Source organism: Psychroflexus torquis ATCC 700755 (assembly GCF_000153485.2).
Lineage (GTDB): Bacteria > Bacteroidota > Bacteroidia > Flavobacteriales > Flavobacteriaceae > Psychroflexus > Psychroflexus torquis.
Window position 1 is genome coordinate 961,196 of sequence record NC_018721.1, and the last position, 18,558, is coordinate 979,753.

Annotated in this window: 11 protein-coding genes and 1 pseudogene; 9 read left to right on the forward strand and 3 right to left on the reverse strand. The window is 34.5% G+C overall.

Annotation, left to right across the window (positions count from 1 at the left end; genetic code table 11):
• Positions 1 to 15 precede the first annotated feature (15 nt).
• From P700755_RS04195 to P700755_RS04205, 3 genes are all read right to left on the reverse strand, one after another.
• Complete coding sequence (locus tag P700755_RS04195; RefSeq protein WP_041758138.1) at positions 16 to 1,548, reverse strand: reverse transcriptase domain-containing protein; 1,533 nt, start codon at positions 1,546 to 1,548, stop codon at positions 16 to 18.
• Positions 1,549 to 3,433: 1,885 nt separating this feature from the next.
• Entirely contained in the window at positions 3,434 to 4,132 is a 699-nt protein-coding gene (locus P700755_RS04200) for a Crp/Fnr family transcriptional regulator (protein WP_015023497.1), read from the reverse strand.
• Positions 4,133 to 4,177: 45 nt separating this feature from the next.
• On the reverse strand, positions 4,178 to 5,611 hold the full coding sequence (locus P700755_RS04205; RefSeq protein WP_015022725.1) for an IS4-like element ISPto3 family transposase: 1,434 nt from the start codon (positions 5,609 to 5,611) through the stop codon (positions 4,178 to 4,180).
• A gap of 249 nt (positions 5,612 to 5,860) precedes the next feature.
• Here P700755_RS04205 and P700755_RS20245 point away from each other — a divergent pair, with 249 nt between their 5' ends.
• From P700755_RS20245 to P700755_RS04250, 9 genes and pseudogenes are all read left to right on the forward strand, one after another.
• Complete coding sequence (locus P700755_RS20245) at positions 5,861 to 6,133, forward strand: hypothetical protein (protein ID WP_169314461.1); 273 nt, start codon at positions 5,861 to 5,863, stop codon at positions 6,131 to 6,133.
• 141 nt (positions 6,134 to 6,274) lie between these two features.
• A complete protein-coding gene (locus tag P700755_RS04215; RefSeq protein ID WP_015023499.1) occupies positions 6,275 to 8,773 on the forward strand; it encodes a YbcC family protein in 2,499 nt (832 codons plus the stop codon).
• A gap of 2 nt (positions 8,774 to 8,775) precedes the next feature.
• Entirely contained in the window at positions 8,776 to 10,641 is a 1,866-nt protein-coding gene (locus tag P700755_RS04220) for a proton-conducting transporter transmembrane domain-containing protein (protein WP_015023500.1), read from the forward strand.
• Positions 10,642 to 10,682: 41 nt separating this feature from the next.
• Entirely contained in the window at positions 10,683 to 12,287 is a 1,605-nt protein-coding gene (locus tag P700755_RS04225; protein WP_015023501.1) for a SulP family inorganic anion transporter, read from the forward strand.
• Between the two features lie 120 nt (positions 12,288 to 12,407).
• Positions 12,408 to 13,139, forward strand: coding sequence for a DUF2490 domain-containing protein (locus P700755_RS04230; RefSeq protein ID WP_015023502.1), 732 nt, complete (start codon positions 12,408 to 12,410; stop codon positions 13,137 to 13,139).
• A gap of 353 nt (positions 13,140 to 13,492) precedes the next feature.
• A pseudogene (locus tag P700755_RS19065) lies at positions 13,493 to 13,874 on the forward strand (hypothetical protein); the annotation flags it as partial.
• A gap of 185 nt (positions 13,875 to 14,059) precedes the next feature.
• A complete protein-coding gene (locus P700755_RS04240; RefSeq protein ID WP_015023503.1) occupies positions 14,060 to 14,530 on the forward strand; it encodes an ankyrin repeat domain-containing protein in 471 nt (156 codons plus the stop codon).
• Between the two features lie 1,609 nt (positions 14,531 to 16,139).
• Entirely contained in the window at positions 16,140 to 17,630 is a 1,491-nt protein-coding gene (locus P700755_RS04245) for a hypothetical protein (protein ID WP_157609248.1), read from the forward strand.
• Positions 17,631 to 18,013: 383 nt separating this feature from the next.
• Positions 18,014 to 18,334, forward strand: a complete 321-nt coding sequence (locus P700755_RS04250; protein WP_015023505.1) for a hypothetical protein — start codon at positions 18,014 to 18,016, stop codon at positions 18,332 to 18,334.
• The last annotated feature ends 224 nt before the right edge of the window (positions 18,335 to 18,558 follow it).

Here is an 18,558-nt window from a genome sequence, read left to right on the forward strand (position 1 = left end):
CTACATCTTGACATATTAATTTTTTTTACTGTCTTCTATTTGAGCTTCTGCACTTTTCATTAACTTATTAAAACGATTCCAGCTTTTTCTAGATTGTTTTTTGATGACATCACTATTATTAAACTCTTTGAAAGACGCGTTTGCCTTCTCTACATAACTGAGGTAATTGCCCCAATCATACCTATAGGTTTTTGTTTTACCGTTGAGCACCATTCTTCTTTTGGACCCTTTATATGTAAAGCGTTTGAATAATGAACTTTTATGAAGCTTATCATCTGTAGTTTTAGCATGAATTGCCAGTGAAGTTGCTCTTTTAAAAGATCGTTTCATAGAACGATTAAACTTAGAATATCCAGCAGTTTTAATCAATACACGCTGTCCATCATAATCGAAACCTAAATATTCTAAAGTTTTATTTTTTCTCTCACCTGTATGTTCATCAACTTCAAAACCTATAAATTTCTCATCTTCATTTTGAAAATGATAGACCTTAGTTTTATCTGGATGGATTTCTAGATTTACTTTGTCATCCACCAATGAACGTAAGTGCCTTATCGCCTCCTCTTGTTGATCTCTTGGTACAACTATAATTAAATCATCACTATATCTTTGATAAAACCCTTTTACAGAGTCGCTATCTATGAAGTCTTGAACTTCTTGATCAAAATCTAACATATAAATATTAGCCAACGTAGCGCTGAGTGCTGTTCCTTGAGGTATCCCTTTTGTTGCTTTCGATTTTGTAATAAGATCTAAACTATTCTTTAAAAACTCTGTTTTTTCACAGTAGGCTATAGCATTATTGTCTTTTAAAAAACGTTTCTGCTTTATGGGTTTTTGTAACCTATCAAAAGATTTTGGATCATTCTCCTCACGTGTTTTAACCCATATTTGGTCTTTATAATTTCTAAACAATAAACTCTCATTTACATACCTCATATTTATTAGAGACTTGTAAACCCTAAAGTGGTCTTTTGGAAGCGTGGTCGAACCGTCCCAAACTTGTGACCATTTTTGTTTTAGGATTTTATGATCTAGACTATCAAAGAATTTTGTGACATCGGCTACAATGACGGTAAGCTCTTTATCTTGATTATCCTTTATGAATTGGAAAGTTTCATGAGCAAAATCTACATTACATTTATGCTTACCCTTTTTTCCTTCCATCTCAATTTTTCGGTAGGCTACAACAGCCTTATCAAAGGTCTTGGTTTCAAGAAGTGCATTGTATTTTTTAGAAAGTAAATAGCTATAATAAGAATAGATTTGAGCATCAAAATGACTGGCAAAGTATATCTCACGGGCTTTGGGCTTTAATTTTCCCCTTCTACGTTTCTTACTCTTCTTATTCCTAAGATTGTCTTTTCTAGGTCTAAATTTTCTTTGGAAAATACTGCGATGTAAAAAAGGAAGAAAACTATGTTTAGCGATTTTATCTTCATCCATAATATAGCTCTCCAATTTAGAGATGTCTTTATTCTCTGAAGGAAAACCTATATGCGGATATTTTTTAAGTTTTATCCAAGGATGTTCTTCTTTTTTCTTCATTATAAAAAATAAGGGTCGAGATTCACTAGTAGCAGGCTTATGATTGAACATGCTCTGACGACACTTTCCCCATTGCTGGCTGTAATATCGCTACTCTTTTCAGGTATGATAATTGATTATATTGGGATAACAGTTAAGTGTCTAACCGCTATGAATACAAACAACATCAAATTGAACCATGTAAAGATATTTCTATCCTTATTGTCTCTAGGTTTGCAAATAAATGCTGCATCTATTGACTTTGGTATCAATTCTTCACTTAACGTATCTCTCAAGTGATAGAAATCGTGCTAAACGTTCTTCTCGGCCATCTCGACCCTATATTGTAAATTTAATATTTGCTTATTTATTTTTTGCTCATTTATTTTTTCTATTAAATATAAAAAAATATGGGCAAGCGCATGCGATACGCAGCTACTTATTCTTTACTTATATCTCCTCTTTCATCTTTTCCAAATTTGATATTCCTTGATCGATATTCGATATTCAAAAAATCTGAATAGGCCCATGCGATGCGCAGCTGCTTATTATTTACTTATATCTCCTCTTTCACCTTTTCCAAATTCGATATTCCTTGATCGATATTCGATATTCAAAAAATCTGAATAGACGCATGCGATGCGCAGCTACTTATTCTTTACTTATATCTCCTCTTTCACCTTTTCCAAATTTGATATTCCTTGATCAATATTCGATATTCGATATTCAAAAAATCTGAATGGGCGCATGCGATGCGCAGCTGCTTATTATTTACTTATATCTTCTCCATCAACTTTTCCAAATTTGATATTCCTTGATCAATATTCGATATTCAAAAAATCTGAATGGGCGCATGCGATGCGCAACTACTTATTCTTTACTTATATCTTCTCCATCAACTTTTCCAAATTCGATATTCCTTGATCGATATTCGATATTCAAAAAATCTGAATGGGCGCATGCGATGCGCAACTACTTATTCTTTACTTATATCTTCTCCATCAACTTTTCCAAATTTGATATTCCTTGATCGATATTCGATATTCAAAATATATCTGGGTTAGCGCATGCGATGCGCAGCTACTTATTCTTTACTTATATCTCCTCCATCAACTTTTCCAAATTCGATATTCCTTGATCGATATTCGATATTCAAAAAATCTGAATGGGTGCATGCGATCTACAGCCGCTTGTTCTTTACTTATATCTCCTCTTTCACCTTTTCCAAATTTGATATTCCTTGATCGATATTCAAAATATATCTGGTCAAGCGCAAGCGATGCGCAACTACTTATTCTTTACTTATATCTTCTCCATCAACTTTTCCAAATTCGATATTCCTTGATCGATATTCAAAAAATCTGAATGGGCGCATGCGATGCGTAGCTACTTGTTCTTTACTTATATCTCCTCTTTCACCTTTTCCAAATTCGATATTCCTTGATCGATATTCGATATTCAAAATATATCTGGGTTAGCGTATGCGATCTACAGCCGCTTATTCTTTACTTACATCTCGTCTATCTCCTTTTACAAATTTGATATTCCTTGATCAATATTCAAATTTTTTGCCTTGACTCTTAATTCCTTTTTTTTAAATCCAACTTCTACAACTCCCCCTTAAAAGCCTGCTTCAACAAACAATTAAACAAATTTTCACTTTCCTGTAGCTCTTGTTTTACCAGTGCTTTTTGCTGCCTAATTAAAGCTATTTTCTCAGCGAATTGGTTTTGAAGGACGATGGGAGGCTGAAAGATTTCAAAAATTCTAATTGTTTTAAGTTAAGAGTTTTTTGAGCCACTCCAATTGAAAATCTATCAGCCTGACGCTTGATTAATCGGCATGTCATCATAGCGTGCAAGAAAAAACTTAACCTGCTTAATTATGCTTGTAGGCAGGGAAGATATCAGTCTACCGACTCTAAGTGGAGTAATTTGTAAAACGCAGATTTATTTATAATAAATATACAGCGTTTCTTAATGGAAATCAGACCATCATCTTTAAACTGTTTTAGGCTTCTCCCTAGACTTTCTCGAGATGTTCCAATACAATTAGCCAGATCTTCTCGACTCAGGTCAATACCTTTATAATTGGGAATCATCGCTTTAAAGCGATGTTCAAATACCAATAAAAAAATAGCCAACCGCGTATTTTGATCCTTTTGAGCCAAAACAGCAATTGTATTGGCTAATACACCAAACTCGTGACTCATATTTTTAATAAAAGCATCTTTTAAAGAGGGAAGATCCTGAAGTAATTTTAGGAAATTATCTTTTGAAATAAATTTCAACTCCACATCATCCAGGGCCTCACAGGAGTCCTGATAACGCTCCTCACCCAACAGGGCGTGATACCCTAAAAAATCACCCGGTGTATAGATATAAAATATCTGTAGGTGATTGCTAAATCCTTTTTTAAATTTCTTTGCTCTTCCACTCACGATGTGAAAAATACCAGTAGGAATACCGTCTTCATAAAAAAGAGCATTCCCTTTCTTTATCGTCATATCTTCCATAAAGCTACGAACCAATTCTTTCTCTACTAGAGTAAGGCTCTCAAATAAGAGATGGCTTTGGAAATCAAATTTTAAAAAGAAACTGTCCATATTAAAATATAATAAATATAACTCAAGTTTCGCACCTAATCAATTTCACTTAACACCTTGATGATTAAAGCTATGGGTATTTGTTAGAAACCCATAACTCTCAATATCCTCTATTATTTTGGATGTAATAAGTTCAATATCAATTGATTCTACTAGTTTTTCCAAATTGGTTAAAATTAAGTTGACAACTGCCAATATTCTGATATTCAGCTTATTTTCAATATAATCCTGTTTTAAATCTTTAAATAATCCGCCTATGGTTTCATAAGCCTCCATTCTGTACCTAATACTTGTAAGCAGATATTGGGTCATTGCAATTGTTATTTGTGCAATCTGGACATCAAAATTGGTAGACTGACACTTTCCAAGGCCAAAGAGCTGCTTGGCTTCTTTAAAAAAGACTTCAATTGACCATCGAATACTATATACTTCAATTGCTTTTACAAATTTGAGTGATGTATCGGTGGTTATTAAGGTGTGCCATTTGCCGTTCTTCCCACGTTTTGAGATAAAGAGAGCAACCTTGAGCCCATCAATTTCAGCTATGTAATGATGGTAGTAGTAATTGAATTTACGACAGCGCTTGGGCTTTGCTTTCTGTTTTTTAAGTTGTGCTAAAGTTTTGACCTTTGATCTGACTTCAATTTTACTATTGTATTTATACATCCCAATAATATGGGTCGAACTGCAAATACTTCGTAACTTTTTAAGTAATCCCACACTTGTAAACCAGGTATCTATTAAAATATAGTCTACAGGAATTTTACGCTTTACAACCCTGGAAAACATTTGCACTACTAGGTCTGTTTTCTTTTTATTGAGTTCCCTATACCTCTTTGCCGCAACTGTTTTACTACATCTTGGTGTCTTCTTTTGGGCCTTACGCTGCTTTGCGGTTAGACCATATTTTAATCTTGATGTTTTGCTCTCACGGTGCAGACTAAAATCAATGGGGATAAAAACACTTCCATTCCAATACCCAGCCACAAGTAGCTTGAAACCTAAATAGTAGGTCTTTGACACATGGTTGTAGATCTTTGAGACTCCTTCAATAGTCTTTCCTGTTTTTGAAAGATCAGTATCATCAAAGATCAAGCATCTTGTAGGGTCTGCTGAGGGCGTGAAGAGTTCATCTTTCAATAGATATTGCTTTACAAACTGGGCCAAAAAAGCTCTCCAATTAATTTTTTGATTTGCCAAGATTCGATAGTATGAATCTTTTCCACATTTATTAAGTTCTGGATCTTTGTCAGTTGTAAGTCCATAAATAGAATTAATTCCAATAAGGGGCAAAATCAAGAGCGTAGCGATCAAATCCTCAAATGAAAAACCCGCCTTTTTGCACCAACTGAATTGTTTTTTTATTCTATTGAAGCCTAAAATATTTAGATGTGCCCGTAAATAGTCTGAATTAAACCAAACCTTATTAAACTTCCCTTTTATTTCTTGAACTTTTGCAATATATTCGTGTTGTAGCATGTTTTGTACTTTGTGTTTAGTTACTTAAAGATACAGTAAAACCAGGGGTTCCCCTTGGTTTTCATGCTATTTTTTTCCAATTAAACCCTGTAAATAATGGGTGCGAAACCTGAGTAAATATAACTTAAGTTATGTTCAAATATAACGAATGTTACTTATGTTTGCATCATGAATGTTGCTATAAAATTTATTTTTTCCATATCATTATTGCTTTGTATGCTGGTGCCAGAGTCATCAGTTAGTGCAATTATGGAGAGCACACCTTCAGAAACTACTGGTAGTACCAACAAGATTCAGTGCCTTGAAGAAGAAACTGAAACCGAAGTTAGTACAAGTCTAACCGAAAAAGTTTTTCAAAAAATAGGTGGATCAGCTGGCGGTTCTGCCGTAGAACAAAAGCTATACACGTCTCTAAATCCCACTACTTTTACCAGTAGTACCTTACCAAATACATGCGGCTGGGTTTTTATCTCAAAATACCCACGCTATATTCAGTTTTGCTGTCTCAAGTTAGACTGCTAGTTTATCCTCTCCTAAATATCGCTGCTCGATACCCTTTGTTTTCAGCATTATCTAAGCAGCACCAAATCAAAGTTATACGTGTGATGTTTTAGTTCTTCAACTAAAATTCTTAATTCACTTTATTTAAACAGCATTCTACTAATGCATACGGATCAAAAAATATTTGATGAAGCAGTGGTGCTCCATCATCTTAGACATTATTTACCTGCACAAGCCCCTTTAAAAGACTTTGTCCATCACAACACCTTGCACGCCTTTGATAATTTTTCATTTTTTGAAGCCTTACAAAAAGCAAATTCCACTTTTGGCTACAAAACAGCACTGTCCTTAAAAGAATATCGAAAGCTATTCCAAGAAGGAGTTGTTAAAGAAGACGTGCTTAACACGACCATCCTTAATTTTAAAGATGATAACAGCCTTACATATTGGGAATCCTTAGTTTTAAATCAAGATCTATCAAATGATTCAATTCCTCAAATAGGACTATTAAAAGCCTTTTGGAAAAGTCATTTTAAGATCGATTTAGACATGTTGGTACATCCCAAATTATTCAAATTAATTGGGGCCTATCTGGATCAAGGAGTTTCTGAAAAACGATTTCCTTATCCTGACGTCACCTTTTTGGAGGCTGTTCGTGCGTTACAAAAAAACAGCTTGGTTTCGGTTTTTCAATCTAAAAAGGCTGTTGAATTACTTCATGGTTCTAAAACTACCATAACAAGCCTATTAAGGTGTATCGTAGGGGATCCAGCTTACTTTGAACACTATTTATTTGACCAGCAATTTGCTCATCCTGGTTGGTCTGGTATGGTCGCTACGGTAGAAGAACAACCAGCCACCTTACTTGATCAGAGAAAAATAAGCCTCCAAGATTTTATTTTTCTGGAATTACTTTTAGAAATCGAGGCTTTAGACCAGAGTATTGGACTGGATAAATTGCCCTTGAGTGCCGCCGTAAATTTAGGAGCGCCTTTTGTATTATTTCCGTTTAAAGAAGTTGATCGGTATTGGAAAGTTATAGCCATCTGGCAAGAAGCCTTAGAGTGGAGTTATCACAGTCAAGTTCTACAGGGATTGGTTCAATCTACAGCAAAAGAAAAAACAGCAACCCCTAGTTTTCAAGCCTTCTTCTGTATTGATGATAGAGAAGAATCGATACGAAGACACTTAGAGCAAGCATCTCCAGACTGTGAAACCTTTGGTACACCTGGACATTTCGGAATGGTGGCGATGTACCAACCAGAGTCGGGAAAATTTTACACACAAGTCTGTCCTGGTTCTTTAACTCCTAAACACCTTATCAAAGAGAAAGGAAGGGCGGTTAAAAACGGAAAAGACATTCATTTCCATAAAGCATCACATCGGTTATTTACAGGGTGGTTGTTGTCACAAACGATTGGCTTTTGGTCTGCGGTACGCTTGTTTTTTAATTTATTTAAACCCCAAGTATCTCCGGCACATTCCTCTGCTTTTGAACATATGGAGAAGGCAGCGACGATTCTAGTTGAACATAAAGATAATGCTGAAGAAAATGGTTATCAAGTAGGATATACCGTTGAAGAGATGGTTGAAATTGTGTATGGATTATTAAAGAGCACGGGGTTGACGACCAACTTTGCTCCATTGGTTTACTTGATAGGTCACGGGGGTAGTAGCACCAACAACCCGTATTATGCTGGTTACAATTGTGGTGCGTGTTCTGGTAGAGCAGGCTCGGTAAACAGTCGTGCGGTTGCTGAAATGGCCAACAGAGAAGATGTTAGAAAAGCACTAGAAGCAAAACATATCTGTATTCCTAGCACCACCTATTTTTTGGGTGGCTTACACGATACGACTCGTGATGAGGTGACGTTTTATGATGAAGTTACGCTTTCGCGAAAGCTTACAGAAGCACATGACACACACAAAGCACAGTTTGACAAAGCTTTATCTCACAATGCTAAAGAGCGATCAAGACAATTTTTATTGACCAATAGCAAGCGAGACGCGATTAAAGTGCATAACGAAGTAAAGAACCGATCTACTGCCTTGTTCGAACCTCGACCAGAATTGAACCATTCTAATAACACACTTTGCATTGTAGGGCGTAGATCTTTGACTAAAAGTGTCTTTTTAGATCAGCGTGCTTTTTTAAATTCCTATGATTATAAGCAAGATCTAAACAGTATACAATTAAAAAGCATTTTACAAGCAGCCACTCCTGTTTGTGGAGGGATTAACCTCGAGTATTACTTCTCTAGTGTAGATAATGAAAAATTAGGCGCTGGGTCTAAACTGCCACATAATGTGATTGGCCTTTTTGGAGTAGCCAACGGGATTAAAGGGGACTTACGTCCTGGATTGCCTTCTCAAATGATAGATGTGCACGCCCCTTTACGGTTAATGATGATCATAGAGCATTATCCAGAAGTTGTCATGCAACTTATTCAAAACGATACTGAACTCTGGAACTGGTATAAAAATGAATGGGTAAAACTAGCGATCATACATCCTGAAACCAAAGCCATCTCTTATCTATCTCAAGGGAAATTAAAATCCTATGAACCTCCTACAAATAAGATGGAGACCCTTTCCGATTTAGAAACTGTTTTTGAAAATCATTCTACCAATTTACCGGTGTACCAGCTCAACGTATCATAACCATGGAAAACCTAATACCCCTATTTTTATTCATCCCATTTTTGGGATTAATAATCAGCCTTTTCTTCCCAGAAACTCAAGAAAAAGCAATCAGTACCACGATTCATATCGCTATGGGAACCTATGTGCTTTTTACAATTGCTTTTGTTATCGCTTGGTTATGGAAAGGTGCTGACAACCTAAATATCAAAGAAATATCAGTCTACCGTTCTGGCAATTATAATTTTTTTATCGATTTTTATTTTGATAAAATATCTGCTATATATCTTTTATTCTCTGGCTTTCTATCCTATTTAATTGCCATTTACAGCAGTGTGTACCTCCATAAAGAACCTGGATATAAACGCTTTTTCACCACCTTTTTATTATTCTTTATTTCCGTTCAGATTATTGTCCTAGCCGGCAATTTTGAAACCCTATTTATAGGTTGGGAAATCTTAGGTGTGTCTTCTTTTTTGCTGATCGCTTATTACCGCCATCGCTATTTACCAGTGCGCAACGGATTGAAGGTTTTTTCCATCTACAGAATTGCAGATGTTGGCATTTTAATAACCATGTGGTTAAGTCATCATCTGTGGCACGAAAACATCACTTTTGAGCAGTTAAACAACTCTCAGTTGGTGTCAGAACATCTGGTTTCTCACCCTTGGATAAGTATCATTATATCTCTAGCCATTCTTCTATCAGCAAGTGTGAAATCTGCACAATTTCCATTTTCCTCTTGGTTGCCTAGAGCTATGGAAGGCCCTACCCCTTCTAGTGCTATTTTTTATGGTTCGATTGCCGCTCATATTGGTGTGTTCCTACTATTGCGTACCGCAGCTTTTTGGCAACAGCTAGTTGTCATTAAGCTTATAGTCATCGCATTGGGAATTATAACAGCAATCGTAGCTACCATTTCTTCCAGAGTGCAGTATTCTGCTAAGGCTCAAATAGCCTATTCGTCAGTAGCTCAAATAGGAATTATTTTTGTAGAAGTAGCTCTAGGACTTGAGAATATTGCATTGATTCATTTGGTGAGCAATGCCTTTTTAAGGAGTTACCAATTGTTAATTAGCCCATCTATGGTGGCCTATTACATCAGAGAGCAATTTTATCAATTTATACCTTATAAAGAAAAACCTAAAAGTGGATGGCTGAAAAAGTACGAAGCTACTCTTTATCTTATAGGATTAAATGAATGGAAACTGGATCAATTACTTTATAAGGTGTTTTGGAATCCTGTAAAACGCATCGGAAATCCATTAACCCGTTTTGAACCAAAACCTGCCGTCCATGTGGTACTTGCCATGCTTCCTATCCCCCTCTTTTTTCTGAGCTTCTTTATCCATTTGTCAGAAACATTACATCGGCTGATACCTGTTGTTATTGCAGGGGTTGCTCTTTTTCTAGTGATTCGCACCTTTTCAGAACGCAAAAATCCTCTGCTGGCTTGGGTCATGTTATCCTTCAGTCACTTATGGGTATTACTTGCCATAACCTTTAACGATAGGTTCTACATTTGGGATGCTACCCTCTATTTATCTGGGGTTATCGTTTCTGGAATTGCAGGTTATATCATACTCTACACCCTTTCTAAAAAGGAAACATTTGATCTAAATAATTTTTATGGATTAGCCTTAAGGCAAAAAAACACGGCCTTCTGGTATCTCATATGCTCTTTAGGCTTGATGGGATTTCCGGTTACGACTACCTTTTTAGGAGAAGACTTGTTATTCACACATATTGAAGAAAACCAATTCCTTTTGGCAGCCTTGATTTCTTTCACTTTTATACTCACAGGCATCAGTTTAATGCGCATATATGCTCGTGTTTTTTTGGGACCTACAAAAGGTACAGAAACTCCAATGGCAAGAAGATCCTCCTAGATTCTTACTAAAAACATCTTAACCCTTTAATTCAAAAATAAATGAAAACAAAAATTAAAAAATACCTCCCTGCTGATGGTTTTGCAGGATTAAAAGAAAATTTTAAGGCAGATGCCATTTCAGGATTTATTGTCTTCCTGCTGGCCTTACCATTGAGCTTAGGAATTGCTAAAGCCTCAGACTTCCCTCCTATTATGGGACTTATATCAGCAATTATTGGTGGATTATTTGTGAGTTTCTTTATGGGATCTCGTTTATCTATAAAAGGTCCAGCCGCTGGCCTTATTGTTATTGTTGCAGGAGCGGTTGCCGATTTTGGTAATGGAGATCCCATATTGGGTTGGAAACTGGCCCTTGGGGCTATGGTTGTTGCAGGATTGGTTCAAATAGTATTAGGTCTTTTAAAGCTGGGGAAACTCGCCGATTTCTTTCCACTTTCTGCCATACACGGTATGCTTGCTGCGATTGGAATTATCATTATCGTAAAGCAATTGCCTGTCCTGTTAAATGACAACCCCATACTTTCTAAAGGAATGGGACCTCTTGAACTTCTATGGAATATTCCAAACTTCATAAAAAACCTGGATCCAAAAGCATCAATTATAGGAGTGATAAGCTTACTAATTATGCTGTTGTGGCCTCTGATTAAACATAAAACACTAAAGATGATCCCTGCGGCATTATTAGTACTCGTTTTTGCGATCCCTGCAGAACTCTATATGGACTTTGCAAATACCGAACCTTCCTATGCTTTATTGGAGGTGGGAAGTCTTATTGACAACTTGAATATCAATGCCAGTTTTGACGGGATATCCCAAACAGGAACCTTTATAAAGTATGTTGTCATGTTTGCACTAGTGGGAACTTTAGAATCCTTACTCACTGTAAAAGCGGTAGATATGCTGGACCCTTATAAGCGTAAGTCCAATATGAACAAAGACCTCATCGCTACTGGTATAGGAAACACTATTGCCGCTTTTCTTGGTGGTTTCCCAATGATTTCTGAAGTAGCACGTAGCTCAGCAAACGTTGCAAATGGGGCTAAAACAAGATGGGCGAACTTCTTTCACGGTTTTTTTATTTTAGTATTCCTTTTACTAGCAGCTCCAATTTTAGAAATGATTCCTAATTCTGCATTAGCAGCAATGTTGGTTGCCGTAGGAATTAAATTAACCCACCCTAGAGAGTTCAAGCATATTTTTAAAATAGGAAAAGAGCAATTGGCCATTTTCGTAGTCACTATAGTCGTGACCCTAGGCGAAGATTTATTGATAGGAATTTTAGCAGGAATGCTGCTAAAAATAATTATCCATATGTTTAATGGAACTCCTATTTCCTCTTTCTTTAAGGCGCCTACACTAGTCTCTAGATTAGGAGATAAATACGTAGTTGAAATAGATAAAGCAGCTGTTTTCACAAACTATCTAGGGATCAAAAGGGACTTAGAAGATATTCCACAAGGGCTAGAAATCACCATTGATTTACATAAAACCAACCTTGTAGACCATTCTGTGATGGAAAACCTAGAACATTTTAAAAACGAATATGAGTCCAATGGCGGCACTGTCCTGCTTAAAGGATTAGAACATCACAGAGCAATGTCTGACCATCCCTTTGCTGCTAGAAAAAAACAAAATACTATTTAGTGTCTGGTCAGAAATACAGCAAAATTTAAAATGTTTCTTTTTCCAACTAGTCACTGTATAAATAATTTTAAAAGCTGTGGTGTCTCATAAACTCAACACAGCTTTTTTTTAAAATTTTATATGAAAAATTATATCAAACTAATATTGCTTTTATGTGCCGTATATATGTCAAATGCACAAGAGCAAAACCGGAGTCATTCCAGTTCTTGGAATAGCTTTATACCCACAGTAAGAATTGACAACTCCTTTTATGTCACATCAGAATTTCATTTTAGACGGACTCATTTTTTACAGGAGTGGGAACAATTTATCGCGAGACCTGCTATCCACTTTAAGAAGAATGAAACCTATGATTTTGCCTTAGGGTATAGCTATATTAGAAACTATGCGTTTTCAGATTTTACGATTCCTATAGACGCGAATGAGCACAACTTGTGGCAGCAGGTTCAGTTAGAGCACTCACGAGAGAAAATTAAATTTAAGCACCGGTTTAGGTTAGAAGAGCGTTTTATCGATAAACTAGTCACCACTTCAAACGGGACTTATGACAGTGATGGAAACACGTATAACACTAGATTTAGATATCGATTTACCTTAACCAGACCCCTTCTAAAGATTGATGATAACAAAAGTATTTCTATAGAACTATTTGATGAATTATTTATCAATCTAGAGGAGGGCATTAGACCAAAATCATTCAACCAGAACTGGTTTTACGCTGGCTTGAAATATCCCATCACTACAAGAATAGGGGTAGGTATAGGATATCATAACATAGGTTTGAATGGTGGTAAACATACTTTTATTACCAATCATATTTTACAGACAACTCTTACCTATGTGATGAATTAACTACCCCGAGGCAGAGCCGTCGGGGTATCAAAACAAACGTAACTGATTTTTGTGCAATTCCGTGTATTTTGATCTTCCTTTATTTTGAAGATATTTCTTTATGACTTATTCATTTGCGTACTGGCCCACTGTATTGACATAATAACCACTTGTCCAAAACCTGCCTCCCCAAACCCTCTGCCATTATTATAATTGTATTTTCATAATCAGCACTAGTGAGGTTCTCTTTGTTATTATTTAAAAAAGACCAGAAATCTAAACGAATAGCGAAGGAAAGTAAAGTTGCTTTAAACGAAGAAAAACTTTAGAACGTAAGTAAGAATGAGAACGACGAGGTGCAAAAGGCCGTCAGACAAAACAAAAAAGTAAGTTTACGTTCTGGTGGTGAGCGTAACCGTTTGCATCTGGCAACGACCTTAAAAGAAAAGGGCAACGTATTACTTTTTGATGAGCCAACAAATGATTTGGATGTAAACAGACTAAGAGCTTTAGAAGAAGGTTTAGAAAACTTTGCAGGGTATGCGGTCGTTGTTAGCTATAACAGATGGTTTTTTAGACCGTATTTGTACATTTATTTTAGCTTTTAAAGGCAATAGGGAGGTCTATTTCTTTGAAGATGGCTTTAGTAAACACGTATTAGCTTTAGACCTACAGAATAAAAATTTAAAAATTATTTTAAAACAAATTGTGTGCGTTCAAATTATAAGTGCGACTCAAATTACTTACTGTTCCTAATAATTCGGGGTTGACATAATTTGGGATGGGTTTGTGTTTTAATTCCGATAACATTCTTTGTAGAAGTTCTTTTTTTAATTAGCTTGTAATTTTGGTATTTCGGTTTAATTCAGTTAAAATTGAAGTCAAAACTTGTAAAATTCTAATAAAGAGCAGCTTTTATTAGCCTCGAATAAACAAAAACTATGAACGCAACAGAATTATTTTTTAGCACCATTCAATCGGGTAACATCGAAAACATAAAATTACAACTGGCCAATAATCCAGAGGTCGTAAATGCTAAAGATGTGAGAGGCTTTACGCCTTTAATCTTTGCTGCGTATTTTGATAAAGAACTCATCGCAAAAGTTTTAATTGAACACAAAGCGCCAATAGACGCAAAAGATGCATCTGGTAATACAGCATTGATGGGTGTTTGTTTTAAAGAGTATATGAAATTGGCGTCTTATTTGATAAAACACGGAGCAAATGTTAATGTGTCTAATACCAATGGAACAACACCACTCATCTTTTCGGTGATGTATAATAAGCTTAAAAGTGTTGAATTGCTATTGAAGCATGATGCAGATTCTTCTGTAAAGGATAATGACCAAAAAACCGCCTTAGATTATGCGGTCGAGAAAAAGTTTGAAGCTATTGAAGCACTTTTAAAATAGGTTGAGACCCAGTTAAAAACTGATGTCAAGTATTAATATCAATTTATCAGTCAAATGTCGTATAAAATCAGTTTATTTTTCACTTATTAATCTTCATAAAATAGAACCTTAACTATCGCTATGCTTATATTTTTTTCCTCAACTAAATAAAAAACCTGTGCTGAGCTACGTCGTAGTATGGTTCAAATTTTTAATATAACATTTAAAAACTAAATTGGTATAACCTAATTTTTTAAAAAACACTGTAGATATGAAATAGCTTTGTAGAAGAAATTAAAATAGGTATTAACTTTCAATAACAGTTCATGTCGTTAGCTCAAAACTTACAAGACGCACTATTTACTATTTCGATACAAATAAACAGAACTATATGAGAAATATTATTGTAGATGGGGATGGACACATTTAGGAGATGAGACAGGAAGTAAGGCAGGAGTTAAGGGTTTTAGGTCTACAAAATTAGGATTAAGGACTTTAGAATATTTAGGTATTAGCGTTAGCCAAATGAAGGAAACATAAAATTTACCTGAAATTGATTTTAATCTAACTAAATATAATACCGCCAAACTTCGTCAAAGGTTTCGAGCACTTCACACCTCATCATATCAAGCTGTCTTGTGTCTGAACTCCACACAGACTTACTGATGAAAAGCTAATACAAGTATTAAACACGAAAACTCTGTAAAACGAAAAACACTCCATTTGTTTTACAAATGTTTTACATAAAAATAAAAAGATTTCACATTTCTGTGAAGCCTTGCCTTTACAAGTAGCAGGCAGTCTAGATTCCCTTCGATTCCATTGTACTTCACTCAGGGTAGACTTCTCGCCCATTCAGTCTTAAAATAAAAAAAACCTCACATTTCTGTGAAGCTTTTTTTAGTAGCGGGGACTGGACTCCCTTCGACTCCGTTGTACTTCACTCAGGGTAGACTTCTCGCCCATTCACTCTTAAAATAAAAAAAACCTCACATTTCTGTGAAGCTTTTTTTAGTAGCGGGGACTGGACTCCCTTCGACTCCGTTGCACTTCGCTCAGGATAAACTTCTCGCCCATTCACTCTTAAAATAAAAAAAAGCCTCACATTTCTGTGAAGCTTTTTTTAGTAGAGGAGCTTAAAAAAATATCAAACAGTCTGCTATTTGAATTAGAGAAATTTGAAAATTTTACTCTTCCTAAAAAATGATTTGAAAGTTAATAGATTTTGCAAAATTTAGACTTTATTTTTTATTTAAAAAGTATAAATAACCTCGGATATTAAGGTTGAAACTTATTAAAAGTTTACCTCACAAATCAAATATTCTGCTTAGATTATAAATTTAAGATTTCCATTCTTTTGAGTAAAAAAAATTGTAAATAATTTAGTCAAGATAAGTTCTTAGTAAAACAGAAAGAAACTTGAAACTTGTTGTCTGGTTAATCAGGAAATAGGTAGAGTCGTCTTCAAACTTTGACTTAGGTTTTCCCGAAAGATATCAAGAACTTTTGAGACTCCTTTAAAGTATAAGAAATTGAATAGTTAAAAATAAAATTGGCTACAGCTGTATACAATAAGATGACAATCAAAACTCATATGACAAACTTTGAAAGAGAACGTTTAGCGAAACTTATGGATGATAAAACATACTTTTATCTCATAGAAAAATTTAAAAGGGTATTCTTTTATTATAGAAGTAGTAATGATAGAACACTTGGAGATTATCTCAGTATGATGAATGAAAATTTATATTTGAGGGCTCTTGTTAGGTCATACGGAAGCAATGCACAAAAAAAAATAGAACAATTTGAATTTAATGAGGAAAATCTTTTGAGAGTTAGGGAGCGTACTACTTCTGCTTTTAAAGGAGTAGAAGCGTTTCATCATTTCATAGACTTCTACCTTGATAATCTTAAACGAATTAACTTTGATGTCAACCAATTAATCCTTGGACCTGTTGGGTCTAATAAAAGAAATATTGCTAAAAAGAAAGCCGTAGAAATAATAAATGACAGTATACCTAGCAATGAAAAAAAAGCGAGCAACGAAAAAAAAATATTTGACGAATACAATAATCTTTTAAATGAAAAAATCTTTTTTTCATCGTTTAATAATACAAGTTATTCCGATTTCATAGAAGATGTTAATGAAGACGGAAAAATTGTTGATGGTATTTTTAAGAAAATTTGTAGAGTTGCTAATAACAATATAGATATAAATGCGGGGGATTTTTTATCAAAATTAAAAGATAAACTCAAAGATTATTTCAATCAATACGAAGAAGAATATTATTCACCAAAAGAAACTAAGGAAAAAAATCCTATTAGATTTAAAATAATTGATAATTCAGTATGTTATTCATACGGCTCAGTATATTATTCATACGGCGCTGATTATACCGAATTGACTGAAGAAAAAATTTATGGAAATATTGAATATTGTCTTGAACCAAGAGATTCTAAATTTTCATATGTGGAAACACTTAAATGTCTATTTGATGGCCTTGAATTAAATTATAATTTGAAGAATCCCCTAGACAAATATGTACTAATTATCGATGACTTTAATGAAGGGGATTTACATAAAATCTTTGGTGACGTTTACCCTTTATTGGATATAAAACATAGAAATGGAGAGATTGATGCTCAAAAAATTGTTTTAGGAAAATCCAAAGAAACATTTTTTGTGCCAGATAACGTTTTCATCTTAGCTATTGCTGACTCAAGTCCTAATTATAAAGTAAAATTAGACATCAAAACTAGAAGCCTTTTTAAAATAAATTATGTGAGCCCAAATCCAAATGATATAACTGTTAAATATATTGAAGAAATAAATTTACCCCTATTACTCAAAAATTTAAACAATAAAATAGACTTAATATTAGGAAGAGATTACACTTTTGGGCAAAATTTCTTTTACAGAATTGATAGTTTTGAAAAATTGAAAAACGTATTCTACACTCAATTCATACCTGCCTTAGAAAGTTATACAAATCAAGATAAAGAAAAACTATTTGAAATTTTAGGAATCGCCTTTTTCATCAAAACTAAAATTGGTGATACTACATACAATAAGCTAAAATCTATCGATGAATGGGATGAAACAATGTTCAAAAACTTATAAAATAATAATTTGCTTTAAGACATTTGGATCGAGTGTGTTGGTTACAAGACTGTTTTAGAGATCAGGTAATTTCTCAATCTCACAAAGTAGCTCACAAGCTAAAACGAACATTAGGCTTATCGTAAATTTTAAATTCAAAATCTATTTTGGTGGTACCAATACGGTTTACTCCAATGGTCATGGAAATACTATAGCTACATGTAAAATCTCAATAAATTATTTTGGTGATGATAATACTACCTATTATGATTTCAATAGGTGAACAATGATGACATCTTCATTAAATGAGGATTTTTTGAGACTTGGTTTTTTCAAATTTGATACCTTGGACACTTAAATTTTAAGTCATTAAAAATCGGTGTAACATAAAAAAAGTTTAAACAATGGGTGAAACTATAAAAGCAAAGTGCGAAAACTGTGATTTTACCAAAAAATTTGATTTTGGTGGTGGCATGATGGACTTCACATTTAACAGTCCTGTTCCTGCTATCGAAATTAAAACAGGACGGTTTAAAAATCCAAATTATAAAAAGGTAGAAGACCACTCAAAATATTACTTCTATTCAGATGATAAACTTAAGGGAGATAATCAAAATGATCATGGATTTCAAAATTGTGATTTAGAGCTAAACTCCAAAGGAAATTATTGTCCTAGTTGCAAAACCTTTCAATTAGAGTTTATTTCTATTGGACTTTTTGATTGATTAGAATGGGTGGAGTTAAAAAACATTAAACCACCTCTGGGAAATTTGCTTCAACAAAGACATATGAAGCGATAAAAGGAGAGACCATTTATTACAAGATGAAGGTCTGAAAAAAATTATTTATGCTTTGGAAATTAACTGCTCCTTTTATATAAAAGGGGTTACTTCGCTAAAATAGAAGATAAAGCATTCATTAAATCTCGAGATTGTAAGTCAGATTCAAG

Coding starts and splice junctions, on each gene's coding strand:
- P700755_RS04220 (WP_015023500.1), top strand. CDS start 8,776: ATGGAAAACCTAATACCCCTATTTTTATTCATCCCATTTTTGGGATTA.
- P700755_RS20245 (WP_169314461.1), top strand. CDS start 5,861: ATGGAGAGCACACCTTCAGAAACTACTGGTAGTACCAACAAGATTCAG.
- P700755_RS04245 (WP_157609248.1), top strand. CDS start 16,140: ATGGATGATAAAACATACTTTTATCTCATAGAAAAATTTAAAAGGGTA.
- P700755_RS04195 (WP_041758138.1), bottom strand. CDS start 1,548: ATGAAGAAAAAAGAAGAACATCCTTGGATAAAACTTAAAAAATATCCG.
- P700755_RS04200 (WP_015023497.1), bottom strand. CDS start 4,132: ATGGACAGTTTCTTTTTAAAATTTGATTTCCAAAGCCATCTCTTATTT.
- P700755_RS04230 (WP_015023502.1), top strand. CDS start 12,408: ATGAAAAATTATATCAAACTAATATTGCTTTTATGTGCCGTATATATG.
- P700755_RS04215 (WP_015023499.1), top strand. CDS start 6,275: ATGCATACGGATCAAAAAATATTTGATGAAGCAGTGGTGCTCCATCAT.
- P700755_RS04250 (WP_015023505.1), top strand. CDS start 18,014: ATGGGTGAAACTATAAAAGCAAAGTGCGAAAACTGTGATTTTACCAAA.
- P700755_RS04225 (WP_015023501.1), top strand. CDS start 10,683: ATGAAAACAAAAATTAAAAAATACCTCCCTGCTGATGGTTTTGCAGGA.
- P700755_RS04205 (WP_015022725.1), bottom strand. CDS start 5,611: ATGCTACAACACGAATATATTGCAAAAGTTCAAGAAATAAAAGGGAAG.
- P700755_RS04240 (WP_015023503.1), top strand. CDS start 14,060: ATGAACGCAACAGAATTATTTTTTAGCACCATTCAATCGGGTAACATC.